The 25122-nt window shown below is 56.3% G+C and carries 25 protein-coding genes; 11 read left to right on the forward strand and 14 right to left on the reverse strand.

Translation table 11 applies throughout. From position 1 onward, the window contains the following. Window positions 1-5: 5 nt before the first annotated feature. From IQ241_RS16775 to IQ241_RS16835, 13 genes are all read right to left on the reverse strand, one after another. Window positions 6-392 (reverse strand): DUF1257 domain-containing protein, encoded by a 387-nt coding sequence (locus tag IQ241_RS16775; protein ID WP_193909275.1) that lies wholly within the window; start codon window positions 390-392, stop codon window positions 6-8. A 50-nt stretch (window positions 393-442) separates the two neighbouring features. Next, on the reverse strand, window positions 443-589 hold the full coding sequence (locus IQ241_RS16780; protein WP_193909278.1) for a hypothetical protein: 147 nt from the start codon (window positions 587-589) through the stop codon (window positions 443-445). A 79-nt stretch (window positions 590-668) separates the two neighbouring features. Further along, window positions 669-899, reverse strand: a complete 231-nt coding sequence (gene psbH, locus IQ241_RS16785) for a photosystem II reaction center phosphoprotein PsbH (RefSeq protein ID WP_193909279.1) — start codon at window positions 897-899, stop codon at window positions 669-671. Between the two features lie 107 nt (window positions 900-1006). Then, the gene (gene psbB, locus IQ241_RS16790) at window positions 1007-2542 is read right to left on the reverse strand and encodes a photosystem II chlorophyll-binding protein CP47 (protein ID WP_193909281.1); all 1536 of its coding nucleotides are present in this window, start codon (window positions 2540-2542) and stop codon (window positions 1007-1009) included. Window positions 2543-2597: 55 nt separating this feature from the next. Continuing rightward, a complete protein-coding gene (gene psbC, locus IQ241_RS16795; RefSeq protein ID WP_390622467.1) occupies window positions 2598-4025 on the reverse strand; it encodes a photosystem II reaction center protein CP43 in 1428 nt (475 codons plus the stop codon). Window positions 4026-4110: 85 nt separating this feature from the next. Next, a complete protein-coding gene (psbD, locus tag IQ241_RS16800) occupies window positions 4111-5157 on the reverse strand; it encodes a photosystem II D2 protein (photosystem q(a) protein) (RefSeq protein WP_390622468.1) in 1047 nt (348 codons plus the stop codon). Window positions 5158-5221: 64 nt separating this feature from the next. After that, window positions 5222-5752: a globin family protein gene (locus IQ241_RS16805; RefSeq protein WP_193909288.1), complete on the reverse strand. Its 531-nt coding sequence runs from the start codon at window positions 5750-5752 to the stop codon at window positions 5222-5224. Next, the gene (locus tag IQ241_RS16810; protein WP_193909289.1) at window positions 5739-5945 is read right to left on the reverse strand and encodes a hypothetical protein; all 207 of its coding nucleotides are present in this window, start codon (window positions 5943-5945) and stop codon (window positions 5739-5741) included. Before IQ241_RS16810 ends, IQ241_RS16805 begins: the two co-directional genes overlap by 14 nt. A gap of 39 nt (window positions 5946-5984) precedes the next feature. After that, a complete protein-coding gene (locus tag IQ241_RS16815; protein WP_193909291.1) occupies window positions 5985-8384 on the reverse strand; it encodes a phycobilisome rod-core linker polypeptide in 2400 nt (799 codons plus the stop codon). A gap of 66 nt (window positions 8385-8450) precedes the next feature. Beyond that, window positions 8451-8930, reverse strand: coding sequence for an allophycocyanin subunit alpha-B (apcD, locus tag IQ241_RS16820; protein WP_193909293.1), 480 nt, complete (start codon window positions 8928-8930; stop codon window positions 8451-8453). A gap of 43 nt (window positions 8931-8973) precedes the next feature. Then, window positions 8974-9459 carry a globin family protein gene (locus tag IQ241_RS16825; RefSeq protein ID WP_193909295.1) on the reverse strand — a complete coding sequence of 162 codons (486 nt, stop codon included), beginning with the start codon at window positions 9457-9459 and terminating at the stop codon, window positions 8974-8976. Window positions 9460-9487: 28 nt separating this feature from the next. Next, window positions 9488-9964 carry an allophycocyanin subunit alpha-B gene (apcD, locus tag IQ241_RS16830; protein WP_193909296.1) on the reverse strand — a complete coding sequence of 159 codons (477 nt, stop codon included), beginning with the start codon at window positions 9962-9964 and terminating at the stop codon, window positions 9488-9490. Window positions 9965-10065: 101 nt separating this feature from the next. Then, entirely contained in the window at window positions 10066-10365 is a 300-nt protein-coding gene (locus tag IQ241_RS16835) for a hypothetical protein (RefSeq protein WP_193909362.1), read from the reverse strand. Here IQ241_RS16835 and psbO point away from each other — a divergent pair. Together psbO and IQ241_RS16845 are read left to right on the forward strand one after the other, a co-directional pair. Beyond that, window positions 10316-11143 carry a photosystem II manganese-stabilizing polypeptide gene (psbO, locus tag IQ241_RS16840; protein WP_193909298.1) on the forward strand — a complete coding sequence of 276 codons (828 nt, stop codon included), beginning with the start codon at window positions 10316-10318 and terminating at the stop codon, window positions 11141-11143. The two genes, IQ241_RS16835 and psbO, sit on opposite strands and share 50 nt — an antisense overlap. Window positions 11144-11207: 64 nt before the next feature. Beyond that, a complete protein-coding gene (locus IQ241_RS16845) occupies window positions 11208-11366 on the forward strand; it encodes an NblA/ycf18 family protein (RefSeq protein WP_193909301.1) in 159 nt (52 codons plus the stop codon). 100 nt (window positions 11367-11466) lie between these two features. Here IQ241_RS16845 and psbV read toward each other — a convergent pair whose 3' ends face one another. Next, window positions 11467-11928 carry a photosystem II cytochrome c-550 gene (gene psbV, locus IQ241_RS16850; protein ID WP_265579908.1) on the reverse strand — a complete coding sequence of 154 codons (462 nt, stop codon included), beginning with the start codon at window positions 11926-11928 and terminating at the stop codon, window positions 11467-11469. A 505-nt stretch (window positions 11929-12433) separates the two neighbouring features. On the opposite strand from psbV, the gene IQ241_RS16855 reads away from it, so the two are divergent. The 9 genes from IQ241_RS16855 (at window position 12434) to IQ241_RS16895 (ending at window position 25116) form a co-directional block, all read left to right on the forward strand. After that, a complete protein-coding gene (locus tag IQ241_RS16855; protein ID WP_193909305.1) occupies window positions 12434-13600 on the forward strand; it encodes a photosynthetic reaction center family protein in 1167 nt (388 codons plus the stop codon). Between the two features lie 80 nt (window positions 13601-13680). Continuing rightward, a complete protein-coding gene (gene psaA / locus IQ241_RS16860; RefSeq protein ID WP_193909307.1) occupies window positions 13681-16038 on the forward strand; it encodes a photosystem I core protein PsaA in 2358 nt (785 codons plus the stop codon). Window positions 16039-16080: 42 nt separating this feature from the next. Next, entirely contained in the window at window positions 16081-18312 is a 2232-nt protein-coding gene (psaB, locus tag IQ241_RS16865; protein WP_193909310.1) for a photosystem I core protein PsaB, read from the forward strand. A gap of 139 nt (window positions 18313-18451) precedes the next feature. After that, window positions 18452-19021 (forward strand): photosystem I reaction center subunit XI, encoded by a 570-nt coding sequence (locus IQ241_RS16870; protein WP_193909313.1) that lies wholly within the window; start codon window positions 18452-18454, stop codon window positions 19019-19021. 50 nt (window positions 19022-19071) lie between these two features. Continuing rightward, a complete protein-coding gene (locus IQ241_RS16875) occupies window positions 19072-19317 on the forward strand; it encodes a photosystem I reaction center subunit VIII (RefSeq protein ID WP_193909364.1) in 246 nt (81 codons plus the stop codon). 89 nt (window positions 19318-19406) lie between these two features. Then, window positions 19407-19898 (forward strand): Photosystem I reaction center subunit III, encoded by a 492-nt coding sequence (locus IQ241_RS16880; protein WP_193909316.1) that lies wholly within the window; start codon window positions 19407-19409, stop codon window positions 19896-19898. A 37-nt stretch (window positions 19899-19935) separates the two neighbouring features. Next, window positions 19936-20076, forward strand: coding sequence for a photosystem I reaction center subunit IX (locus tag IQ241_RS16885; RefSeq protein ID WP_193909319.1), 141 nt, complete (start codon window positions 19936-19938; stop codon window positions 20074-20076). A gap of 430 nt (window positions 20077-20506) precedes the next feature. Beyond that, window positions 20507-22474, forward strand: coding sequence for a response regulator (locus tag IQ241_RS16890; protein WP_193909330.1), 1968 nt, complete (start codon window positions 20507-20509; stop codon window positions 22472-22474). An 80-nt stretch (window positions 22475-22554) separates the two neighbouring features. After that, on the forward strand, window positions 22555-25116 hold the full coding sequence (locus IQ241_RS16895; protein WP_193909340.1) for a GAF domain-containing protein: 2562 nt from the start codon (window positions 22555-22557) through the stop codon (window positions 25114-25116). The last annotated feature ends 6 nt before the right edge of the window (window positions 25117-25122 follow it).

Consider the following 25122-nt stretch of genomic DNA (forward strand, 5'->3'; position numbering starts at 1 on the left):
CAACGTTATGAGCTCCAGCGCTGCACCACGACCCGGATGGAGCCGTCCTTTTGCTGCTGCTGCGCCGTGACTTCAAAGCCCTGCCGAGCCGTCTCATTGACGATTTTCTGATAGGCATAGCGCTGGACGACCTGACTCAAGAATCCCTCTACCGATAGGGGCTGTTTCCAGAACTGGAGGTCGGCCACCAGGGCATATTCTTCACCGTTCCAAGCAAAGCCGATATCGTGGCCGTTGGGCTGCTCAATCACGACATTGGCGGTGCAGGTTTGGCCCTGATAGCCCTTGACCTGTCTAGGACCGGGTTTCCATTCAATCTCCAGGTCGGTGAGAGCCGCCTGAAGTTCTTCTAAATCGCGAATGCGAGTTTTGATATAGCTAAAATGTGACATGGCGGTACAGCTCTTCTAGTGGGATTGACTGCGATGTGGGATCGGAGGCATTATTCCTGATCGGCGGGGTAAGCCTTGTAAGAAAGCAGGACAAAGGCGACGCAGCCAATCACTAATCCCGCTATTCCCAAAAAAACTCCGCTGGCGGTAGCGCCAAACTGGCCTTCGCCGTAGGCTAAATAAAACAGGTAGGGCATGGTTCAACTTCCTCGCATGGTGATCTTAAAGGATAAAAGAGAGCGGCGAGAGCCAGCAGTCTAGCCGATGTCGGGAGGGTCAAAAAGAGGTAAAAACCGGATTTTCTCGATTTACATTGACGCCTTCTAGCATGATCGAGCCGTTGTAGATCTGCAAGATGATCAGCATAAAGATCAGCAGCAAAACCAGCAGCACAGCCATGATTGGGGTGGTGCCCCAGCCCGGCGAAACGCGACCGGCTTCCGAATTTAGCTTTCTCAGCGCGTACTGAATCGGCGCTTTATTTTTTGAGACATATTTTTGCTGCATGGGTGACCTTTTGTTTGGTAGAGGACAAGAACTGAAAAACATTCATGTAGAGATACTCGGTTGTGTACCTCTACATGAATGCAGCGATCGTTAAGAGGTAGATCAGTCTATGAAATGGTCGTCGTTTGCCGGGTGGTGGGGTCGCCTACTTTTTGGAAATAGCCCCACTCTACCTGTTCGATATTCAGCGCCGGATCGACCCCCGAGAAGACATCTTGGAAGAGGGCCCGCAGACCGTGCCAGATATGGCCAAAGAACCAGACCAGGGCAAAGCAGGCGTGGAAGAAAGCAAAGAAGCCGCGATTGCTGGTTCTAAAGGCCCCGTCGGAGTCGTAGACCGTACGGTCAAACTCAAAGGGCTGGCCCAGCTGGGCTTTGCGGGCATACTTTTTCACCTCCTGAGGGTCAGTGAAGGTCTGGCCGTCGAGGGCGCCGCCGTAGAAGCTGACGCTCAGGCCCGTCTGCTCGAAGCTATATTGTGAATCGGCCTGGCGGAAGGGGATATCTGCCCGAACAATGCCCTGCCGGTCGGTCAGCACAACGGGAAAGTTTTCAAAGAAGTTGGGCATGCGGCGGACGGTCAGCTCTCGATCGGCTTGGTCTTTGAAGACGGGGTGACCGAGCCAGCCGGTCGGCAGGCCGTCGCCGTCTACCATCCGACCGACGCGGAAGAGGCCGCCCTTGGCGGGACTGTTGCCGACATAGTCGTAGAAGGCCAGCTTAGCGGGAATCGCCGACCAGGCTTCGGATGGGCTCTTGCCCTGCTCCAGTCCATTCTGAACCCGGCGGCTGATCTCTTTTTGAAAATAGGCCTGGTCCCACTGGTAGCGGGTCGGCCCCCAGAGCTCAATCGGGTTGGTTGCCGTACCGTACCACATGGTACCGGAGGCAATGAAACCAGCCGCGAAGAAGACGGCTAGGCTGCTGGCGAGGGCACCCTCAATGTTGCCCATCCTCAGCGCCTGGTAGAGGTACTGGGGAGGCCGCACAAAGATATGGAACAGTCCCCCAATGATCACCACGATGCCCAGGGCAATGTGATGGGCGACGACCCCGCCAGGATTCTGCGGGTCAAAGCCAGCGGCTCCCCATTCGGGAGCGACGCCCTGGATGTGGCCGGTCAGTCCATAGGGGTCGGAAACCCACATCCCTGGCCCGAAGACGCCGGTGAGGTGGAAGGCCCCAAAGCCAAAACACAGCAGCCCCGCCAAGAGTAAATGAATGCCAAAGACCTTGGGCAGGTCGATTACCGGCTCGTCGGTTTTGGGATCGAAGAAGGTGGCAACATCCCAGTAAACCCAGTGCCAGCAGGCGGCAAGGAATTCTAGACCGGAGAAGACGATGTGCGCGATCGCAACCGCTTCAAAAGTCCAAAGCCCCGGGTCGGCAAAGGTTTCTCCGGTGACGCTCCAGCCCTGCCAGGAGTTGGTTACCCCCAGGCGAGACACGAACGGCATTAAAAAGCAGCCCTGCCGCCACATCGGATTCAAGACCGGGTCGCTGGGGTCATAGCGGGATAGCTCAAACAGCAGCATTGAACCGGCAAATCCAGCGCAGAGCGCATTGTGCATTAAATGCACCGCAATCAGTCGTCCCGGATCGTTTAAGACAGAGGTGTGAACGCGATACCAAGGCAGTCCCATTGAGTTCTTCTCCTGGTTTTTGTCGTTGTTTTGATGAGCCTTGCTCGGCGGCGGATCAGTCCGACCGCAGGCTGGGATCGATTGGCGGCATTGAGAGCACGGGCTCATTTTCGCGGTCAATGCCGGTCTCAAAGCCAGCGGCGGTCGCCCTAGCCCGCCCGGCGTGCCAGAGGTGGCCCACCAGGAAAAAGAAGGCAAAAATGAAGTGAGCCGAGGCCAGCCAGGTGCGGGGCGAGACAAAGTTAAAGGCGTTGGTCTCTGTCGCTAACCCGGCGACGGAGTTGAGCGACCCCAGCGGCGCGTGGGTCATATATTCCGCTGCGCGCCGAATCTGCCAGGGCTGAATGTCTTTCTGAAGCTTCTCCAGGTCTAGGCCGTTGGTGCTGCGCAGGGGCTCAATCCAGGGCGCTCGGGCATCCCAAAAGCGCATGGTCTCGCCGCCAAAGATGATTTCTCCGGTGGGCGAACGCTGTAGGTACTTACCCAGACCGGTGGGTCCCTGAGCCGCCGCGACATCGGCCCCCAGGTTTTGGTCGCGGGCTAGAAATACCAGCGACTGGGCCTGAGACGCCTCTGGCACGGTGGGACCATAGAAGACGCTGGGGTAGACCGTATTGTTGAACCAGATAAAGGCGGTGGCGATGAACGCCTGCCCGGCTACATTGCCCAAGCTTTGGGACAGGTAGGTTTCGCCCGTCCAGGGAAAGAGGTTGTAGGTCCAGCGCAGAGGCGGTACCAAAATATGCCAGATGCCCCCGAGAATCAGAATTGAGCCAATCCAGATATGGCCGCCGATCACGTCTTCCAGATTGTTAACGCCGACAATCCAGCCGCTGCCACCAAAGGGGCTGCGGAACAGATAGCCAAAGATGATGCGCGGGTCGAGGGTGGGATTCGTAATCAGCCGGACGTCGCCGCCGCCGGGTGCCCAGGGGTCGTATAGGCCGCCCCAGAACATCGCCTTGGCGGCGAACAGCAGGGCAAATACTCCCAGAATCAGGATATGAAACCCGAGAATCTGCGCCACCTTGGCCTTATCGGTCCAGTCAAACTGGAAAAACCCAGAGAGTTTCTCCGGTCCTTGGATGGCATGGTACATGCCGCCCACGCCGAGAAAGGCCGAGCCGATCAGGTGAGCCACGCCGATGGCGAAAAAGGGAAAGATGTTGGCAATTTCGCCGCCGTGGCCCACGCCGATGCCGAGGCTGGCGATGTGGGGCATAAGAATGCATCCCTGCTCATACATCGGCTGGGACAGATTGTAGTGGGAGACTTCAAAGAGCAGCATACCGCCTGCCCAGAGCGCAATCAGCCCGGCGTGGGCCACGTGAGCCCCTAAAAATCGGCCAGACAGCTCGGTGGTTATGAAGCGGGCATTGCCCGCCCACCAGGCGAAGCCACTGGAGGTTTCATCATAGCCCGCGCGGGCCGGGGCGATCAGCGACCCCGCCTCAGTGGGCAGGGTAATGGCCGCATCTGGAATGGTTTCGATGGGTGTTTCCACAGGGGAACCCTCCTTAAAAATGGATTATCTTGTTGTTAAAACTGTCGGGTCTCTGAGGCCCAGCCTATTCGGAAAAACCGCGCGGCAGTACTTCTTCGGGAAAGACAAACTGCTTTGCAGGCTGATCCATCTCCGCCATCCAGGCTCGGACGCCTTCATTCAGCAAGATATTCTTGGTATAAAACGTCTCGAACTCGGGGTCTTCCGCCGCTCGGATTTCCTGGCTGACAAAGTCGTAGGCCCGCAGGTTAAAGGCCAGACCAATCATGCCAATAGCGCTCATCCATAGGCCCACAACCGGCACAAACAGCATGAAGAAATGCAGCCAGCGCTTGTTGGAAAAGGCAATCCCAAAAATCTGAGACCAGAAGCGATTGGCCGTCACCATCGAATAGGTTTCTTCGGCCTGGGTGGTGGCAAAGCCCTTGAAGGTGTTCTTCCCTTCGGTGTCTCTAAACAGCGTATTTTGCACCGTCGCCCCGTGAATCGCACAGAGCAGGGCCGCCCCCAGCACTCCCGTCACGCCCATCATGTGAAAGGGATTCAAGGTGTAGTTATGAAATCCCTGGAAAAATAGCAGGAACCGGAAAATTGCAGCGACCCCAAACCCCGGCCCAAAGAACCAGCTCGACTGGCCCAGCGGATAGATTAGAAACGTCGCGACAAAGACCGCAATCGGGGCCGAAAACGCGATCGCGTTATAGGGCCGAATCCCCACCAGCCGGGCAATCTCAATCTGCCGCAGCATGAAGCCCATCAGCGCCAGTACGCCGTGCAGCGCCGTAAAGGTCCACAGGCCGCCGATCTGGCACCAGCGAACAAAGTCCCAGTTGGCCTCTGGCCCCCACAGCAGCAGCAGCGAATGCCCCATGCTCTCTGCCGGGGTGGATACGGCCACGGTGAGAAAGTTGCAGCCTTCTAAATAAGAGCTCACCAGCCCGTGGGTATACCAGGAGGTGACAAAGGTGGTACCGGTAAACCAGGCCCCAATCGCCAGGTAGGAACAGGGGAACAGCAGCAGCCCCGACCAGCCGATAAACACAAAGCGATCGCGCTTCAGCCAGTCGTCCAATATCCCTGCCCAGCTTTTAGCGGGCCTGAGCGCGCCCATTGAAATTGTCATAGCTCTGTCCTTTTGTTCAATACATCCAATTCAAAGTGTTTCCTGAAGCGGCTTAAACGGGCTCACTTTCGCCAGGGCCGTCGTTCATGTAATAGGGTGGTCCCGGCAGGGCCAGCTCTTGAATAATTTCGTCAAAGTAGGGAATAATCGCCGCCGCTTCGGCCTCATCGAGCAGCGCGATCGCTTCGGCCTTGAGGCAGCGCAGGTACTGCAAAATGTTGGCGAGGGGAATGCCGATATTGGTGTATAGCTCCTTCATCCCCACCAGGCCGATCTCGCGCAGTGGCCGATCGTCTCCGGCCAGCAGGCAGTAGCTAATCAGGCGAATATACCAGCCCATATCTCGCTTTGCTGCCCCAGTTTTACGGCGGTCGCCGCTGTTGCTGGGAGTTTTGGGGCAGACCTGCCAAAACTTTTGAGTGCCGCGATCGACGATGGCTTGAGCCTTTTCTTCTAACGTTCTAGCCAAGCGAATCCGCTCTTCCCCCGTTTTGCAGAAGCTGCGAATCGTCCGCAGCTCCCCCGGCGTCGGATAGCGCAGCTCTTCGTCGGCGTTGAGAATGACCTGTTTAACGATACTCATGGCTTTCAACTTTGGGATAGATTTGCACGCCCCCGAACCAGCCGATATGGATGCGATAGCTAAAGGGATGGGTCAAACGATGGACCAGACGGTAGCGGGGCCTTTGGGCCAAGAGAGCATCTAAGTCCGGCGGCACCCAGCAGTCTTGCTTTCTAGAGCATTCATCGGGGGAATTCGGTTGATTTTGAATCATTTTGAACTTTTAATCGGGTGACAGGAGTATGGGGTTGAGTTAGTCCTCATTGGTTTCAGGCGGCGCGATGGCGGGCGGCGCGGCGACGGCAACAGATTTATCGGCGTCCTGTGAAACCTCGGGTAGGTTCTCAGCTAGAAGCCGATTGGACGGTTGTTCTCCATCTGGTGCTGTAGAAGCGGCTGCGGGCTGCTCGTCAGCTTTAGCGGGCTGCTCGTTGTCGTCAGGCTGAGCGGGCGGGGCCATCGTCGCCGTCACCGAGCCAGCGCCATCGGCCCGGTGGCCCATCATCACCCGCCCTGCCGTAGGCGGATTGACCCGGGGTTTGGACCAGGCAACCGGCCCCTGGGGCGATCGCATGGCCAGCCCGCGCGGCGTCACATAGCGCTCGTAGGGCACCGTATCTTCGCCAAAGACCTCGGCGTATTCGGCGCTATCTACGATGGCATCGATCAGCGCATAGAAGCCCTGACGACCGCAGATGTCGTAGTACCGATTCAGCTCTCGCCGTCCGTAGGTGGGGCGTCCCAACAGCCGCCGATGGATGTATTCGACTGCCTTGGTCACGTAGAGCTGCTCCCAGTAGAGGCGACGAAATGCTGCCGACTGAGCCAGCTGGCGCACAAACTCCCGCAGGGTGATCAGTCCCCCTTTGAGCTGGGACTCGGCAATGGAATGACGCTGGCTCTCGAAGACCTCACGCCCAAACACCTGCCGGTAGGTAGCTAAAATCACTTCTTCAGGAGAATGGCGGGCGCTGTTGAAGCTGACCGGGGCAGAGTCGTCTTTCCGGCGGTAGACGGGTTCCAGGCTGTGGCCGTTGTTCAGGGAAGGGGGCGACAGCGACCAGACCTGTTCGGCTGAGCCGGGAACTCGTCCCAGGTCGGTGTGGCCGTGGGTGCCGTTGCCAGCGTCATGGGAACGGCCTTTGCGATCGCCACTGCTGATTAAAATTCGGCGGCTGTCTTCGCTGAAGTGAGCAGGCTGGGCCTTGGGATCTCGGTTTTCTTGAGGGAAGATAGCGCCAAACTGGATCTCCAGCGGGTCATTGCCCTGGCCATAGGGGTGCTGATTGGGCAGCGGCTGTTGATATCCGGCGAAAGTCGTGACAAACTGGGGCACCTTGCGCATCGGCGCGCTGTATTTGAATAGATCTAGCTGCGGTCCCCAGTTGCGGCATTCTTGCGCCTCCATCCCCAGGCCCCGGAGGTAGGGAACGGTCTCTTCGCCAAAGTAGTCGGCATATTCCTGAGAGTCGATGAAGGCATCTACCAGGGCCGGGAAGCCCCGTTCAGAGATCACGTCGAAGTAGGTTTGAAATTCCTCCAGGCAGCTCAGTCCCCGTCCCAGGAAGTGGCGACAGCCCAGCTCAATGCTGCGGCTAATCGTAAAGGGCTCGTAGTAGAGCTGCCGGTAGAGCCGCGACTTTCCCAGCTGGCGAATGAACTCTTTCATCGACCCCTGTCCGCTTTTGACCTGCGAGGCCAGCTCTGTGACCGCCGCTCCGTAGGGATGGGTAATATCGCGCTCAAAGACCTGCCGATAGGCAGCCCGCACCGCCTCGTTTTTTTCAATATCGGGCAGGTCTGGCTTCATCACCCAGCGCGGCCTGGGGCTGTCACTGTCGCCATAGCTCTGGGGCAGCTCCAGCCCCTGGTGATGTTTTGAAACCCCGGCCCGCAGCCGATGGGCGGGCTTTTCCACCCAGTAGTCGGTAATCAGCACGTCGAAATATCGCCGCACCAGGGCCGCTGCGGTTTCAGAGGGAAAATAGGTTAGGGCCTTCCACTGCATTTCGCGCAGAGCGACGACGGTGGCGAGGGTGACGTCTTCGGGAATGACGCCCCGCAGCCCGCGGGTGTTGACGCTGATGATGCTGGTGTCCCCAGCGACGATCGCGTAGGTGACATAGCGCAAAAACCAGCTCAGGTCGCGCATGGAGCGCTTCATCCGGACGTTGCCGTAGCGGGAGATATCGATGGTGCGAAAGCTGCTGGGAACATTGGGTTTGCCCCCGGCGAGCAGTCCCTTAAACCATTCCACGATACCGTTGACAGAATCGATCTGGTAGCCGCCCTGATAGCCGCTGGAACTCTGCCGTTTAGCTCTGGCAGCGGCAGAGAGATAGTCTTCCCCCACGTAGTAGCCCGAACCCGGCATCCCTAGCGGCTCTTCGGGCCGCTCTAGATAGGCCATGGCGTTGCCGCCAACAAAGATCCGATTGGCCCCGGCGGCCACGATCTTTTCAGCCTGCTGAGTCAGAACCTGGGCGATCTCCAGCCGCCTCAGCCCGGTGCTAAAGAAGGCCGAAAGCTGCCGGGTCTCACTGTGGTTCAGATAGCGATCGCGCTGGCAGGCCTCAACAATCACAGCCGTGGGCACGGTGTGATAGGGCTGCGGATGGACGGCTGGGCTGCCTCCGTTGATCCGATCGGTCATGGCGTTTCTAAAGCTCCAAATCTAAAAATTTCACTAGGTCTTGCCTAGGGCTTGCCTGGGGCTGTGCTAGGGCACCAGCCCCTGAATCAGGTAGTCAAAATAGGGACCCACCTCAGCTGCGTCCTCCAGGGTCAGCATGTCCAGGGTGACCTCCTTGAGACAGCGCATACATTCCGCGACGTTGCGGAGGGGAATTTCTAAAGAGAGATACATCGCTTTGCCCCCCCTAACGCCGCTGGCCTCAATCGGGTCGATATCGCCTACCACCACGGCATAGGTAATCAGGCGCATAAACCAGGCCTGGTCGCGCAGGCAGGACGCCTGGAACCGCTCGCTGCCGCTGTTGCTAGGGGTAATCGCGCAGCGTTGCCAAAACCGCTGGCTGCCTTTTTCAACAATCGCCTGCACGTTGTTCGTCAAAATGGAGGCAATCCGCAAACGCTGCTGCCCGTCGTGGAAGAAATGGTCAATGGTTTCCAATTCTCCGCGACTGAGATAGCGCGCCTCTCGATCGGCATTGGCAATCGCCTGAGTAATAATGCTCATGATCATGGTTCCTAAAATGAGGTGGGGGAATGGGGCGCGATCGCTAGCTCAGGCCCGAACAAATGTGATCAAAGAAGGTGCCGATCTCTCGGCCCGCCTCTGCTCCCACCATCTCGGTGGTCACTTCTTTCATCGCCTGTACCGCCCGCACCGTCGCACCTACCGGCACGCCCAGGGAGTTATAGGTCTCCTTCAGACCGTTGAGCACGCGTTCGTCTAAAATGGACGGATCGCCCGCTAGCATGGCGTAGGTGCCATAGCGGAGGAAATAGTCCATATCGCGGACGCAGGCGGCATAGCGGCGGCAGGTATACATGTTGCCGCCGGGGGCGGTGATGTCGGTGTAGAGCAGCGCTTTGGCCACTGTTTTGGTCACAATCATTGAGGCATTGGCGCTGATGGTCATGGCCGCCCGCGCCCGCAGGTCGCCGCTGCGAAAATAGGATTGCAGATTCTCTAGGGAAGCATCGTCTAAATACTTACCCTGTACGTCAGAGGAATTGATCAGGGTGGTGATAGCGTCTTGCATGGTTGTCTCCTTTTAGATTAATTTCCGCCTACAGCAGCGAATGGATGATCAAATCAAAGTACGGTGCAACTTCCTGCGCATCTTCTTCACTCAGGACGGCCAGGGCTTCTTCCTTCAAACAGCGCATACATTCGGCAATATTCCGAATTGGAATTTCTAAATTGTTGTACATCTCCTTAATGCCGACCGTACCAATCTCTTCCAGGGGGCGCTCACTCCCGGCCAGAATAGAATAGGCGATCAGGCGCACATACCAGCCCTGATCGCGCTGACAGGAGGCCGTCTTGCGATCGTTGCCGCTGTTACTCGGCGTGTTAGGGCAGCGCTCCCAAAATTTTTGACTACCATTTTGAACAATACGCTGTTCGTTTTCGGCCAGCGCTTTGGCAATCCGAATTCGCTGTTCTCCGGTTTTGACAAAATCTTGAAAAATTCGAAGTTCTTTTGGCGCGGGATAGCGGGCCTCGCTATCGGCGTCAAGAATTAGCTCTGTGACCAGACTCATTGAGATTTCTCCCTTATGAACGACGCGATTGATGAACTCGGGCTTGATAGCTTCTGTAAGTTTCAGAGCCAAGATCTCTAGAAAGGTTTAAATCCAAAGGGTTATCTCAGCTCAGGCTTGAAAGTAGAATAGGCAACAAAAATGGAGAACCTATGAAAACCTGAAAACGGCTTAACTAAAGTTAACAGTCGGAAAACAACAGACCAGTTCTTCATCAGTTCTTCAGCTTTTTCTGATTCAATTAATATCGCCAGTTGGCATCTATCTTTAGAGGCTATTTTACCCAGCTTGAAACAGCCCAACGGCCCGAGCAACGTGACAGCTGCCGAACCCACAAATTTGGATGGAAAGATGAAATATCGCAGTTTAATGACATTTTTTTTAGTCTTATGTTTAGGCATCCTTACCGCCTGCAGCAGCAGTCCAAAGCTGGAAGGCTCGCTGAGCTATGACGATATTAAAGGAAGCGGGCTGGCGAACAGCTGCCCCCAGCTCCCAGAAACCAGCATGGACTCGATCAATATCGGGGCCGATCGGTCCTATCAGCTCAAAGCGCTGTGCCTACAGCCCCAGACATTTGCGGTCAGGCGATCGGCCCTGATGAAGCGGCAGGAGAGTAAATTTGTCCCGAGCAAGCTGCTCACCCGGGAAAGCTCTACCCTCGATCAGATCAGCGGTTCGCTTAAAATTGGCCCCGACGGAAATTTGACCTTCGTCGAGCAGGGTGGATTTGACTTCCAGCCGATCACGGTGCAGCTTCCCGACGGCGAGCGGGTACCGCTGCTGTTTACGGTCAAGGGTCTGGTGGCGAAAAACCAGGACGCAGCGGCCAGCCTCTCCCCCTCGACTCGCCTGGTGGGAACCTTTGAAGTGCCGCCCTACCGCACCTCTAGCTTCATTGATCCGAAAGGTCGGGGGCTGACGATGGGCTACGACTCAGCCGTGGGGCTGCCCGTTCAGGCAGACCGGGAAGACTTTTCTCGCCAGAACAACAAGGCTTTTGACATTGGTCAGGGCCACATCTCGCTACAGGTCAACCGGGTCAACCGCGCTACTGGTGAGATTGCCGGCTGGTTTGAGAGCGAACAGCCTTCTGATTCCGACTTCGGGTCTAAAGAACCGATGGCCGTCGAAATTCGCGGCCAGTTCTACGGGCGGATTGAGTCAGAAATTGCCTAGTGCGATCGCGGTTACGCCATCGGCTCAATCCTAAAATGACGCTAACTTGAGAGCACCCATCGCTATGAAACCAGAACAGCTAACGTTGGAACAAGAGCTAGAGCTGCAAATCATCAGAACGCAGGCCCGAGGACTCTCGCTCGATCAGGCCCAGGACTACATCATTGCGGTTACCCGGCAGATCATGGTCAAAGAGAATCTACTTAGACACCTGCTCAAGTAGAGCCGCCGCCTCAATTTAGGTCAATAAAACGTCCTCCCATGCTGAGTCCCCAAGGTTTTAACCCTGGGGACTTTTCTTGTGAGCGTTTACAGGTTGGCCTCTATCTGTTCGGTTTGCCGCCGCTCCACTGGTCACCGACAATTTTGGGCTGAACCAGGATGTAACCCGCGATCGCGGTTAAATCGTCCTCGGTTAAATCCCGCATCTTCGGAAAGTATTCCGCCCGCGCAGTAGACGGATGCAGCTCGGCAAGCGATTGCAGCCCATCGTAGGTGGTAGGATGCTCCAGATAATCGACGATGCTTTCGACGCTGACGCGCGGCGGGGTAGCTAAGGCCAGCGTACGAGGTCCCAGATCGATGTCAGGATTAGTTTTGGTGCCTCCATCCACGTGGCACTGGGCGCAGCTGCTGTTGAACTGGCGCTGTCCCTTCGCCAGCTGTTCTGTACTCAGGGTAATTTGCTCGCCGGTATCGTTCAGTGGAACGGTCAGCGTCGCCGGGTCAATTTCGACCGCCATGGCCGGGGTTATCCAAGCAGCGGCCGAAATTAGCATCGCCATAATAGAGCAGGATAAATATCTGATCAAAGTCTTTTTGAAACAGAGCGTCATCTTGATTAATCTCCGAAAAACTGTTGGTTTAATGACTTGAAAATGTCACACCTTCCCATCTGTAAATAAACAATATAGCAATTCTTGAGCTGACAGATAACAGATTACATTTAGTTAGGTTTGGGGGATAGTTTAGGCCGTGTTTGTATCTTTTGTTTAAGGGCTGTGCCGTCTTCATCAGTTCTCCATTTTTCTTTCCTAACGTTGCCCTAATAACCGAGATAGGTCGTTTCTGAAAGCGCCCCTTGCCTCTCCTGTCAGCCAGCCTGGCGCTGACGGATAGGATTCCAGCCGCTGCATCGCTTGGCTGTAACGGAGCAGGGGGCTGCTAGTTTTAGAAAAACCGCTGATGTTTCCTTGGGGTCATAAGGATTCTGTGTATGCGCTAGCCCGCTTCTGGCCTAGCGAACAGTTTCCTATTGCCGCAAGCTATTCAGTCATACAGGAGCTTAAGATGACACAGTTTAGGTTTGGTAGAGCGCTCGACTTCGATCGTTCTGACCAGCTAAAAACGCCCGATATTCAAAGACATAGCGGCGTCACAATTTCCCTGCCGGCGCTGTGGGAGCGCTTTTGTCGATGGGTCACCAGCACTGAAAACCGCATCTACGTCGGCTGGTTTGGGGTGATTATGTTCCCGACCCTATCTACCGCTGCTGTCGTGTTTGTGCTGGCCTTTATTGCGGCTCCGGCCGTCAATATGGATGGCACTGGCAACATGATTTCCGGTTCCTTGCTCGACGGCAACAACCTGATTACAGCTGCTGTTGTACCTTCTTCGGCGGCGCTAGGGCTACACTTTTATCCCATCTGGGAAGCCGCTTCAATGCAGGAGTGGCTCGTCAACGGCGGCCCCTACCAGCTGATTGTGCTACATTTTCTGATTGGCATCATCGCCTATCAGGACCGGGAATGGGAGCTGAGCTATCGCCTGGGGATGCGGCCCTGGATTTCGCTCACCTTTACGGCTCCTGTGGCCGCGGCGGTTTCGGTGCTGTTGATCTATCCGATAGGCCAGGGCAGCTTTGCCTCGGGGATGCCCCTGGGGATCTCGGGCACCTTCACCTTTATGATGCAGTTTCAGGCCGATCACAACATTCTCGCCAATCCGCTCCACCAGGTCGGCGTAATCGGCGTTTTGGGCGGCTCTCTGCTCTGCGCCGCCCACGGCTCACTGGTGACGTCAGCGGTGTTTCGTCAGCCCCAGCAGTCTGATCATCCAAAGCGGTTTCAGTCAGACCGGGGTGAAAAGGTCTACAGCTTTGACCACATCCAGAACTACCAGCAGAAACTGCTCTGGCCGGGAGCAACCTTTAGATCCTCGCGATCTCTGCACTTTTTCCTGGCAGCCTTTCCCGTCGCGGGCATCTGGTCGGCGGCGCTCGGGGTCGATATGACCGCCTTTGGATTTGACCAGTTTTCTCTCAATCGAACGGTGGGCGGCTCTATTCAGAAAACGGTCGTGCCGACCTGGGTGGATGTGGTGAATCGAGCTAATCATGGCCTGCAGTCGGTCGAAGAATCGGATGAGGCGATGTTTCCCGTCTTTTTAGGAGACGCCGGCTTTGACAGCGAACGGCGTATCTCCTGGAACGCGATCGCGCAGCGCAATCCTCCCTAGGGCCGCGATCGCGCCGTTTAACACGAGGCTCTTTAACCACCTAGTTTTCTCAGCAAGTTCAGCAAAAAAAGGAGAGTTTAATGACAACCAGTCCTCCAGAACAGAGGCAACGGGTTAGAGTTACTGTCGATAATGATCCCGTACCCACCTCTTTTGAGAAATGGTCTAAACCAGGCCATTTCGACCGTGCCCTGGCGCGGGGACCCAAGACCACCACTTGGATTTGGAACCTGCACGCCGATGCCCATGATTTTGATTCTCACACCAGTGACTTAGAAGAGACGTCTCGAAAAATCTTTTCGGCCCACTTCGGCCATCTGGCCGTTGTGTTCATCTGGCTGAGCGGTATGTATTTTCACGGCGCTCGCTTTTCTAACTTTTCCGCCTGGATGGCCGATCCCATTAATCTGAAGCCCAGCGCTCAGGTGGTCTGGCCGATCTTTGGCCAGGAAATTCTCAATGCCGATGTCGGCGGCGGCTTCCATGGCATTCAGATTACCTCAGGGCTGTTTCAAATGTGGCGGGGCGAGGGCTTCACCAACGAATTTCAGCTCTACTGCACGGCTATCGGCGCTTTGGTGATGGCCGCGGTGATGCTGTTTGCGGGCTGGTTTCACTACCACGTGCGAGCGCCCAAGCTAGAGTGGTTCCGCAATTGGGAATCGATGATGAATCACCACCTGGCGGGACTGCTCGGCCTGGGCAGTTTGGGCTGGGCTGGGCACCTGATTCACGTCGCGCTGCCCACCAATAAGCTGCTGGATGCCGGGGTGCCGCCGGGAGAGATTCCGCTGCCCCATGAGTTCATTCTCAATCCGCAGCTGATGACCGACCTGTATCCCGGCTTTGCCCAGGGGTTGAGGCCCTTTTTCACCCTGGACTGGGCAGCCTATGCCGACTTTCTCACCTTTAAAGGCGGCCTCAATCCGGTTACCGGCAGCCTGTGGATGACGGACATTGCCCACCACCATGTCGCGATCGCCGTTCTCTTTATCATTGCCGGTCATTTCTACCGCACCAACTGGGGCATTGGTCATAGCTTTAGGGAGCTGCTAGATGACGCCAGAACGCCCAAAATGCTGCCGATTTTTAACTTTATTGGGCCAGTCGGTCACCGGGGCCTCGACAAAATTTTTGAGACCTCTTGGCATGCCAATCTTTCCATTCACCTGGTCCAGTTCGGCACGGCTAGCCTGCTGGTGGCCCACCACATGTACGCAATGCCGCCCTATCCCTACCTGGCCACCGACTATGCTACGGTGACCTCGCTGTTTACCCACCATGTGTGGATTGCCGGATTCTGTATCGTGGGCGGAGCGGCCCATGCGGCCATTTTTATGGTGCGAGACTACAATCCGGCTGACCATGTCAACAACATTCTTGACCGGGTGATTCGCCATCGGGATGCGATCGTGTCTCACTTAGCCTGGGTCTGTCAGTTCTTAGGCTTCCACAGCTTTGCGATGTACTGTCACAACGACACGATGCGCGCTTTTGGTCGGCCTCAGGATATGTTCTCCGATACGGGGATTCAGCTCCAGCCGATTTTCGCCCAGTGGATTCAGCAGATTCATACGATGGCGGTGGGCAACTCTGCCCTGCAGGCAGCTGAGCCCTTAGGCAACGTGTTTGGCGGCCTCCGCAATATCGACGTCGCTGGAATCGGCACCACGGTACCCGGGATCGGGCAACCGGTGAGCTACGCCTTTGGCGGCGGAGTCGTCGCCGTGGGCGGCAAGATTGCGATGATGCCGATTCCGCTGGGCACAGCCGATTTCCTGATTCACCATATCCATGCGTTCACGATTCACGTGACGGTGCTGGTGCTGCTCAAAGGGGTGCTGTTTGCCCGCAGCTCTCGGCTGATTCCCGACAAGGGCGAACTGGGCTTCCGCTTCCCCTGCGACGGGCCGGGCCGAGGCGGCACCTGCCAGGTTTCAGCTTGGGACCACGTGTTTCTGGGCCTGTTCTGGATGTACAACTGCCTGTCCATGGTGATTTTCCACTTCTTCTGGAAAATGCAGTCGGACGTCTGGGGTACGGTCAACGCCGATGGCAGTATCCTGCATATCACTGGCGGCAACTTCGCCCAGTCGTCGATTACCAACAATGGCTGGCTGCGAGACTTCCTCTGGGCGCAGGCTTCCCAGGTGATTAGCTCCTACGGTTCAGCCCTCTCAGCCTACGGTCTGATGTTCCTGGCTGGGCACTTTGTCTTTGGCTTCAGCCTGATGTTCCTGTTTAGCGGTCGCGGCTACTGGCAGGAGCTGATCGAGTCGATTGTCTGGGCCCATAACAAGCTGAGGATTACGACGGCGATTCAGCCCCGGGCCTTGAGCATTGTTCAGGGCCGGGCGGTGGGGGTTGCCCACTACCTGCTAGGCGGTATTGTCACGACCTGGGCCTTTTTCCTGGCCCGCATGGTCGCACTTGGATGATCAACAGTCACAAATTCATCATTGCATACGTAACTTAGAACCATGGCGACAAAATTTCCCAAATTTAGTCAGGACTTACAGCAAGATCCGACCACCCGTCGAATCTTCTATTCGATCGCCACGGCCCATGATTTTGAAAGCCACGATGGGATGACCGAGGAGAATCTCTATCAGAAGATCTTCGCCTCCCATTTTGGTCACATTGCCATTATCTTTCTCTGGATTTCTGGCATTTTGTTTCATGTGGCCTGGCAAGGCAATTTCGAACTCTGGATTAAAGACCCGCTGACCGTATCGCCGATCGCCCACGCGATCTGGGATGCTCAGCTGGGGCCACCCGCGATCGAAGCCTTTACCCGGGCCGGGGCCGGTAATCCGGTAGACCTCTGCTACTCCGGCGTCTACCACTGGTGGTACACGATCGGCATGCGCACCAATAACGACCTGTTTGTCGGGTCTTTGTTCCTGCTGCTGCTGGCGGCGGTGATGCTCTACGCCGGCTGGCTGCACTTGCAGCCCCGCTACCGCCCCGGGCTAGCCTGGTTTAAGAATGCGGAATCTCGGCTGAACCACCATCTAGCCGGTTTGTTTGGAGTCAGCGCCCTGGCCTGGACCGGACACCTGGTGCATGTGGCGGTTCCCGAATCTCGGGGCCAGCATGTCGGCTGGGATAACTTTCTGGCCGTGCCGCCCCACCCCCAGGGCCTGGGACCGTTCTTCAGCGGCAACTGGGGAGCCTATGCCCAGAATCCCGATACGGCGGAGCATATCTTCAATACCTCGCAGGGGGCCGGTACCGCCATTCTCACCTTTTTAGGCGGCTTCCATCCCCAGACCGAGTCGCTATGGCTGACCGATATGGCCCATCACCACCTGGCGATCGCGGTTATCTTCATCATCGCCGGGCACATGTACCGTACCAACTTCGGCATCGGCCATGACATCAAAAACATGACCGAGTCCCTCCAGGGGCCGGGGTTGGATGGCTTCTTCATCGCCCCCCGCACCGGGCGCGGTCACCAGGGCATCTACGATACCTACAACAACTCGCTGCACTTTCAGCTGGGCTGGCACCTGGCCTGCCTGGGGGTAATTACCTCGCTGGTGGCGCAGCACATGTATTCAATGCCGCCCTATGCCTTCATCGCCCGCGACTACACCACCATGTCCGCCCTCTACACCCATCACCAGTACATCGCTGGGTTCATTATGCTGGGGGCGTTTGCCCACGGGGCCATCTTCCTGGTGCGGGACTATGACCCGGTAGCCAACGAAAACAACGTGCTGGCCCGGGTGCTCGACCATAAGGAAGCGATCATCTCTCACCTGAGCTGGGTATCACTGTTCCTGGGCTTCCACACCCTGGGGCTCTATGTTCACAACGACTGCGAGATGGCCCTGGGCAGCCCGGATAAGCAAATCCTGGCGGAACCAGTGTTTGCCCAGTGGATTCAGGCGGTTCATGGCAAGGTGCTCTATGGCGTCAACGCGCTGCTGTCGAACCCGGACAGCGTAGCGACGACCGCCTGGCCGAATCATGCCAATGTCTGGCTGCCCAACTGGCTAGAGGCGATTAATAGCGGCACCAACTCGCTGTTTCTGACGATTGGGCCGGGAGACTTCCTGGTGCATCACGCGATCGCGCTGGGGCTCCACGTCACCACCCTGATCCTGGTCAAAGGGGCCCTGGATGCTCGCGGCTCCAAGCTAATGCCGGATAAAAAAGACTTCGGCTACAGCTTCCCCTGCGACGGCCCTGGCCGTGGCGGCACCTGCGACATTTCCGCCTGGGATTCCTTCTACCTGGCCACCTTCTGGATGCTCAATACCCTGGGCTGGGTGACCTTCTACTGGCACTGGAAGCACCTGGCGATCTGGAGCGGCAACGTGGCCCAGTTCAACGAAAGCTCCACCTACCTGATGGGCTGGTTCCGCGACTACCTGTGGCTCAATTCAGCCCAGCTGATCAACGGCTACAATCCGGCAGGCACGAATAATCTAGCCGTCTGGGCCTGGATGTTCCTGTTCGGCCACCTGGCCTGGGCCGTGAGCTTTATGTTCCTGATTACCTGGCGGGGCTACTGGCAGGAGCTGATTGAGACGCTGCTGTGGGCGCACGAAAATACGCCCCTGTCCTTTGGCTATCCCAAAGACAAGCCCGTGGCCCTGTCGATCGTGCAGGCCCGGCTGGTCGGGCTCACCCATTTCACCGTCGGCTACATCGCCACCTACGGCGCTTTCCTGATCGCGTCAACCGCCAGCCGATTTCCGTGATTCAACCTTGGCCAGGGTGAGCGATCGCACGCTGGCCCCAAGTCTGGGCTCTCCTTAACCCAGATCGGTCCTGGTCGCAAGGTTCAGCGGCCAGGACTTTTTTCCCACCCCCTCAAATTCAACTGCAAGAGGCAATACTATGACGCCTACTCAATCCCCCGCTTGGGCCGATGCCTATGGCAAAGACGATCCCATCCAGCCTTATAAGGGCAATCCCCAGCTGGGCAATCTAGCGACTCCGCTGAATAGCTCGAACTGGGTAAAGGTCTACATCAACAATCTGCCCGCCTACCGACCCGGACTCTCGCCTTTTCTACGAGGTTTGGAAATTGGCATGGCCCACGGCTACTTTCTAGTCGGTCCAGAAATTGTCGTGGGTCCCCTACGAGAAACCGCTCACGGAGCCAACCTCAGTGGGTTAATCACCGCCATTTTTATCACCGTATCCGCCTGTCTGGGAATTTCCATCTTTGCCCTGTCTACCTTTCAGGGCAACCCCAAAGGAGCCTATAACTCTCACTCCCAAGACCGCCTGCGCCCCTTACGCAAAAAAGAAGACTGGTTCCAACTCTGTGGCGGCATTTTGCTAGGGTCCATGGGCGGGGCCATTTTTGCCTATGTCCTGTTAGAAAACTTTGACGAACTCGATGCCATGCTTCGGGGTGCCGTCAACGTTAGTCAAATGGTCCTATCAGGTGGTGTTGGCTAGCTATTCAGCTCAAACCCGTCCCGCAAACGCATTTCTAAAGGAGAACCCCCATGGCCGATATGACTCAGCTGACCGGTGACTACGCCGCCGCCTGGCTACCCTGGATTATGATTCCGATGATTTTCTACATTCTGCCGTTTCCCGTTTTTGCGATTGTCTTTCTCTGGATCGAACGAGAAGGCCGTGACGAAGGAGAAATGGGGGCCGATCGCACCGGCCAGGCAGCGGGAATGCTGACTCAAACCCAGGCTGACCCGATGGGAGCTGACCCGATGGGAGGCACCTCTACCTCGTAGATTGCCTTTCAATCGGCTTGACTCATCAGACCTCAACATTTCCAGGTCGTTCACAAGAAACCTACTTTAGTTTGCTAGGAGACATCTCGATGAGAAAACTTTTTGCCATTTTGCTGATGGGGCTGCTCTGGTTTACCCTTGCGCCTGCCGATGCGGCTGCAGCTGGCGCACCAGATACTCATCTGGTGCCCTGTCAGGCGTCGGAGGCTTTTCAGGAGCGGATGCAGAACGCCCCCGAGAGCTACTATTTTGATCAGCCCTATCAGGCCTATGAATCCAATCTGCTCTGTGGTGCCGATGGGCTGCCCCACCTACAGCTGCGGTTCGACCGAGCGATTGACGTGGTCATTCCCTTCGCCATTTTCTTTTACTTCGCGGGGTTTGTCGGCTGGTCGGGTCGAGCCTATCTGATCGGCAGCAAGCGAGCGTCTAAACCCGAAGAAACGGAAATCTTTATCGATCTGCCGCTGGCGATTCGCGCCTTTAGTCAGGGACTGTTATGGCCTCTACTGGCGATCAAAGAACTGACTGCCGGCGAGCTAACCGTTCAAAAAAACGAACTTTCGGTATCGCCTCGATAGTCAATAGCGTCATCAAAACCAGATTTAGGAGAATTTCATGCAGTACCTGATGAAGTATCTGACCAGCGCCCCGATTATGGCCACGTTAGCCCTGGTGATTCTATCGATAGTGATGATAGAATTGAACCATGTATTCCCCGGCCTACAGTACGGCACCTATTTCCACCGGGCACTTTAGCCTTGTTGAATAGAAAGCTGTTGGCAATCACTTGTCTTTTCAATAGAAGAAATATGGAGAGAAGTAGGGTTTCGATCTCTCCGTATTTCTTTTTGCAGTGAATTGACCGCTCCCAAAGGATTAGCGCAATGCCAGCGCTAATTAATATCCTAATGCCAGCAATAGCGGCCGTCTCAGAGGGCCTATGCCTGAATAAGGGATAAGCTTTAACTTTCATAAATTTCGATGAGATATAAACCGTTTTGATTAAGATTATTTATATTATTCATAAATCAGAAATTGTTTTTCCATCATCTGATGGGAATAGTTTCTCAGAATGGTCGGCTTTGATAACGTTCTTTTTGCGTGAGCGAATAGACGTTTCACTTTGCTCAAGCGAACAGCTTTCTTCGCTCAAGCGAACGACGTTTCACTAGGCAGGCAATAAACCATGAAGATTCTACTCATTGAGGATGATGAATCCGTTGCCAAAGTGCTTGAGAAAGGGCTGGCTGACGAATACTATGCCGTAGATGTTGCCCATGATGGACAGACTGGCTGGCAGTTGGTCAGTGCCTTTGACTATGACATGGTGATATTAGACGTGATGCTGCCTCAGCTGAGCGGGCTAGATCTGTGTCGGCGGCTGCGGGAACAGTCCTACAGTATGCCGGTGCTGCTGGTGACGGCGCTGGACTCCAGCCATAAGAAAATTGCGGGACTGAACGCCGGGGCTGACGACTACATCACCAAGCCCTTTGAGCTCGAAGAACTGCTGACCCGGGTGCGGGTGCTGATGCGGCGGGTGCAAACGCCCGTTTCTTCAGCCCTTGAGCTAGGCGAGCTGTGTTTAGACCTGAGCAGCCGGGAGGTCACCTACGGGGGCACCTATCTGAATCTGACCCCCAAGGAATACGGCATGCTGGAGCTGTTTTTAAGAAATCCGTCTCAGGTGTTTAGCCGCAGCGCCATTTTAGATAAGCTATGGAGCTTTAGTGAGGCCCCCGGCGAAGATACCGTTACTTCTCATATAAAAGGGCTCCGCCGCAAGCTCTCAGCCGCTGGCGCGCCAGCGGATTTAGTCAAAACGGTCTATGGGGTGGGCTACCGAATCAAGTCGGAGCCCCCTGTGATGCATACTCAAACCCATGCTCGCCGCGATCGCGATCCTTCCCCAGCCCTCGCATCCATAGCAAATCCTCGCTCCACCGAACTGAGGGAGCAGCAGACCCATGCTGCCCTCCAGACCCTTTGGCAGTCGGTCAAGTTCCAGCACTTCGATCGGCTGGAGCTGCTGAAGCAGGCGGTGCGTGACCTGCAAGCCCAGCAGCTCTCTGACCAGACCCGGCAATCTGCCTATCGAGCCGCCCATAGTCTGACTGGGGCGCTCGGCATATTTGGCCTGGCGTCAGGTTCCAAGCTGGCCCATCAAATTGAGCAAATTCTGCGGGGGAATGCGCCCCTTACCGCCGATCGGGAACGGCTGATAGACCTAGTTGAAGCGTTAGACCAGGTGCTGAATCAGGCGCTCCATCAGCTAGAGCCGCCGCCGCTGCAGCTGGCGGATCTGCCCCTGCTGGTGTTCGTTGACGATCGCTCAGCACTGCCGACCGAGATGGTTGGCGTTCTCAAAGCGGCCGGCCTGACCGTCAAGGTCTCACCCCATGCAGCGGCCCTCCGAGACCTGATGACCGCCTTAGCCCAGCTGCCCGATGCCAAGATTCCGACCTCGTTTGCGGTCAATGGGGATCTGCCCGATGTGGTATTGGTGGATTTTTCTCTAGAAGCGAGCGATCCGAGCGATCTGGCTGAACTGTCCGTGCTGATCGATCAGGTGCCGTCTCTGATGGTGCTGGTCTGTAGCGCCGATGGCAGCCTAGCCGCTCGGGTGAAAGCGGCTCATCTCGGGCAGCATCCCTTTTTTCATAACCTCAGTGCAAAGCAGGTATTCAAAACCATACAGCTGCTGCGATCGCGCTTTCAGCAAATCCCTCACAAGGTGCTGGTCGTCGATGATGATCCGGAGGTTTTAGCCGCCCTGCGGACCCTGCTGGAGCCTCGGGGCTTTCAAATTGTGACCCTGAATCAGCCCCTTGATTTCTGGCAAACTCTCAAGGATTCTGCGCCAGACCTGCTGCTGCTCGATATCACCATGCCCAAGTTTAGCGGCATTGAGCTGTGTCAGGCGGTGCGTCAGGCCCCGGTTTGGAGCCACCTGCCGATTGTTTTCTTGACTGCCCATGCCGATACTCAGGTGCAGCAGGCCGCCTATAGAGCGGGCGCTAACGACCTGGTGGAAAAATCTCTATCCAGCTCGGAGCTGCTCGCCCGCCTGTTCGATCAGCTCCGGCGAACCCAGCTGCGGCGGGCAATGGACGCCATTGCTGAGGGCTGTCCTCAAGTCGAGGCGGGGGGGTGATGATCGGCTAACTGGCAGCTTCCGTCCTATCTTTTAGCGAACCGCCCCGCCCAAACCCTACTGAGGTCGCGCCTTCTCCTATGACTCAGCTCTCCCATCGACCGATTAAACACCTAGAAGAACTGCTGCATCGGATGACTGACCGCATCCGTCAGTCGCTGGAGCTGCCTGAGATTCTGGATGCTACCGTGGATGAAATGCGCCGGTTTTTGGGCACCGACCGGGTTAAGGTCTATCGCTTTCACGAAGATAACAGCGGCGAAGTCGTCGCCGAGGCCGTTCAGCATCAGCGGCTGCCCTCGCTGCTGGGACATCGATTTCCCGCTGAAGATATTCCAGAACATGCCCGCGAGATGTTCTTAACGGCTCGCCAGCGCACGATTGTCAACGTCGCTAAGGGGAAAATCGGCATCAGCCCGTTCTGTCGTACGGCCCTGTCCTCCCCACCCAGCGATCTCTGGTTTCGGCCGATTGATGCCTGCCACGTCGAATATCTGACCGCGATGGGTGTGCAGTCATCCCTGGTCGTCCCGATTTTGCATCGCCATCAGCTTTGGGGTCTGCTGGTCGCCCACCACAGTACGCCTCGCCAGTTTGGCCCAAAAGAGCTGAAAATCGTACAGCAGATTGCCGACCAGGTGACCGTCGCAATCTCCCATGCCAGCCTGCTACATCTCACCCGCTTACGCGGGCAGCATGAAGCGATTACCAATCAGGTCGTCTCGCTGCTCCATTCCAGTACACCAGATCCGCTCCAGAAAGCCCTAGACAAAACCGTCTCGGCGCTGCAATGCGTCGGCGGTAGGCTCTATCTGTCAGCCGAAAGTTCGAAACCTGCGCAGCTGGTGACCAGCGGCATCCAGCCCGAACTCTCCAGGACGGGGGGCCAACCGGCTCGTCGCCGGTCTGCAACCGCCGTATTGGAACAGCTGCCTGACTGGCAAAGCTGGCTCGAAGCCGAAGCGCCTAACCAGTGGATGACTCAGCTTTGGGCGATTGCCGACGTCAGTCAGATTGAAATGTCCTGGTCCATTGCGTCTGCCCTGATAGAACAAGAGATTCGCGGTCTGCTAGTCGTCAGACTCATCCATCGCAATCGCTTTTTAGGATATCTCAGCCTGTTTCGTCAGTCCATCGATATTGAGACGGTTTGGGCGGGTCGGCTGGATGCCGCCGACCCTCGCCAAAACCGGCCCCGCCGGTCGTTTGAAACCTGGCGAGAGCTCAAGCGGAGTCAGCCCCAGCCCTGGACGGCCCGGGAAATTGGGCTAATGCAGGATTTGGCCGACCGATATGCTTCGGTAATTTACCAAACCCAGCTTTTGCAAACCGTGCAGGCTCTCAACGCCGATTTGGAAAAGCGCGTTATCGAGCGCACGGCGGAACTCCAGCAGCTTAATCAGAGCCTGATTCAGGAGAATATAGAGCGGGAACGCGCGTTAAAGGAACTCCAGCAGGCCCGAGATTCTCTCAAGCGCCTCAGCCATCAAAACGAGCTGATTCTCAGCTCTGCTGGAGAAGGCATCTGCGGCATTGACCCTGAGGGCAACACCGTCTTTGTCAATCCGGCGGCGGCCAGAATGCTAGGGTACGACAAGAAAGACCTGATTAACCAGTTTATGCACGACTGGCTCCAGCACACCAAGCCCGGCGGCGAGCGCTATGACTGGCCGCATAGCCCCATCTTTAAAACGCTGAAATATAGCCAGACTCATCATGTCACAGGCGATCTGTTTACGCGGCAAGACGGCCAGAGTTTCCCGACAGAATATGTCAGCACCCCCATCCATGAAAGCGGCAAAATTGTCGGAGCAGTTGTTATCTTCAAAGACATTACCGAACGGCAGCTGATTGAGCGGATGCGAGATGAATTTATCGCCGTTGTCAGCCATGAGCTGAGAACCCCGCTCACGTCCATTCGAGCGGCCCTGGGGTTGCTGGCTCAGGAAAAGATTGACCTTCAGCCTGAAAAACGCCAGCGCATGGTCGAAATTGCCTTCTCCAACACCAATCGGCTGGTGCGATTGGTCAACGACATTTTGGATGTTGAACGGATTAAGCTGGGTAAAGTGACGCTGGACAAGAAACCGTGCAATCTGGCCAACATTATGGCTCAAGCTGCGGATGAGATGCGGGCGATGGCCGATAACCACGGCATACAGCTTTTGGTTGACCCGCTTACGACGCAGATATGGGCAGATCCCGATCGGATTATTCAGACGCTGACCAACTTGCTCAGTAACGCGATTAAGTTTTCACCCAACGGCTCAACGGTAGAGATGCGAGCCCAGCAGGTTGATTCCAAGAGCGTATCGAGAGTGGCTCAGGGTCTGAATGTGACTGGTACGGACGCGCTTCAGGCCGGCATTGACGCTTCAGGGTCGGTCATCCTGCTCCAGGTAACCGATCGGGGGCAGGGCATTCCTGAGAATAAGCTAGAAACGGTTTTTGCTCGGTTTGAACAGCTCGATGCCTCAGATAACGGCCACAAAGGAGGTACCGGCCTGGGGCTGGCTATCTGTCGTAGTATTGCGCAAGAACATGACGGCGAGATCTGGGCTCAGAGCCAGGTGGGTTGCGGCAGCACGTTTTTTCTGACGCTGCCGGAATATGCCGAAGCTGGTCCAGAAGACGGTTCTTAATAATGC

Source organism: Vasconcelosia minhoensis LEGE 07310 (assembly GCF_015207255.1).
Lineage (GTDB): Bacteria > Cyanobacteriota > Cyanobacteriia > Phormidesmidales > Phormidesmidaceae > Vasconcelosia > Vasconcelosia minhoensis.

Bases quoted from the DNA above. Each gene is read 5' to 3' on its own strand.
- IQ241_RS16810 (WP_193909289.1), bottom strand. From the start codon at position 5,945: ATGATTCAAAATCAACCGAATTCCCCCGATGAATGCTCTAGAAAGCAA.
- psbB (WP_193909281.1), bottom strand. From the start codon at position 2,542: ATGGGACTGCCTTGGTATCGCGTTCACACCTCTGTCTTAAACGATCCG.
- apcD (WP_193909293.1), bottom strand. From the start codon at position 8,930: ATGAGCATTATTACTCAGGCGATTGCCAATGCCGATCGAGAGGCGCGC.
- psbD (WP_390622468.1), bottom strand. From the start codon at position 5,157: ATGGGCGCGCTCAGGCCCGCTAAAAGCTGGGCAGGGATATTGGACGAC.
- IQ241_RS16895 (WP_193909340.1), top strand. From the start codon at position 22,555: ATGACTCAGCTCTCCCATCGACCGATTAAACACCTAGAAGAACTGCTG.
- IQ241_RS16805 (WP_193909288.1), bottom strand. From the start codon at position 5,752: ATGAGTATCGTTAAACAGGTCATTCTCAACGCCGACGAAGAGCTGCGC.
- IQ241_RS16815 (WP_193909291.1), bottom strand. From the start codon at position 8,384: ATGACCGATCGGATCAACGGAGGCAGCCCAGCCGTCCATCCGCAGCCC.
- IQ241_RS16870 (WP_193909313.1), top strand. From the start codon at position 18,452: ATGACGCCTACTCAATCCCCCGCTTGGGCCGATGCCTATGGCAAAGAC.
- psbO (WP_193909298.1), top strand. From the start codon at position 10,316: ATGAAATATCGCAGTTTAATGACATTTTTTTTAGTCTTATGTTTAGGC.
- IQ241_RS16885 (WP_193909319.1), top strand. From the start codon at position 19,936: ATGCAGTACCTGATGAAGTATCTGACCAGCGCCCCGATTATGGCCACG.
- psbH (WP_193909279.1), bottom strand. From the start codon at position 899: ATGCAGCAAAAATATGTCTCAAAAAATAAAGCGCCGATTCAGTACGCG.
- psaA (WP_193909307.1), top strand. From the start codon at position 13,681: ATGACAACCAGTCCTCCAGAACAGAGGCAACGGGTTAGAGTTACTGTC.
- IQ241_RS16825 (WP_193909295.1), bottom strand. From the start codon at position 9,459: ATGCAAGACGCTATCACCACCCTGATCAATTCCTCTGACGTACAGGGT.
- IQ241_RS16835 (WP_193909362.1), bottom strand. From the start codon at position 10,365: ATGCCTAAACATAAGACTAAAAAAAATGTCATTAAACTGCGATATTTC.
- IQ241_RS16845 (WP_193909301.1), top strand. From the start codon at position 11,208: ATGAAACCAGAACAGCTAACGTTGGAACAAGAGCTAGAGCTGCAAATC.
- psaB (WP_193909310.1), top strand. From the start codon at position 16,081: ATGGCGACAAAATTTCCCAAATTTAGTCAGGACTTACAGCAAGATCCG.
- psbV (WP_265579908.1), bottom strand. From the start codon at position 11,928: ATGGCGATGCTAATTTCGGCCGCTGCTTGGATAACCCCGGCCATGGCG.
- IQ241_RS16780 (WP_193909278.1), bottom strand. From the start codon at position 589: ATGCCCTACCTGTTTTATTTAGCCTACGGCGAAGGCCAGTTTGGCGCT.
- IQ241_RS16880 (WP_193909316.1), top strand. From the start codon at position 19,407: ATGAGAAAACTTTTTGCCATTTTGCTGATGGGGCTGCTCTGGTTTACC.
- IQ241_RS16875 (WP_193909364.1), top strand. From the start codon at position 19,072: ATGGCCGATATGACTCAGCTGACCGGTGACTACGCCGCCGCCTGGCTA.
- IQ241_RS16890 (WP_193909330.1), top strand. From the start codon at position 20,507: ATGAAGATTCTACTCATTGAGGATGATGAATCCGTTGCCAAAGTGCTT.
- IQ241_RS16775 (WP_193909275.1), bottom strand. From the start codon at position 392: ATGTCACATTTTAGCTATATCAAAACTCGCATTCGCGATTTAGAAGAA.
- apcD (WP_193909296.1), bottom strand. From the start codon at position 9,964: ATGAGTCTGGTCACAGAGCTAATTCTTGACGCCGATAGCGAGGCCCGC.
- IQ241_RS16855 (WP_193909305.1), top strand. From the start codon at position 12,434: ATGACACAGTTTAGGTTTGGTAGAGCGCTCGACTTCGATCGTTCTGAC.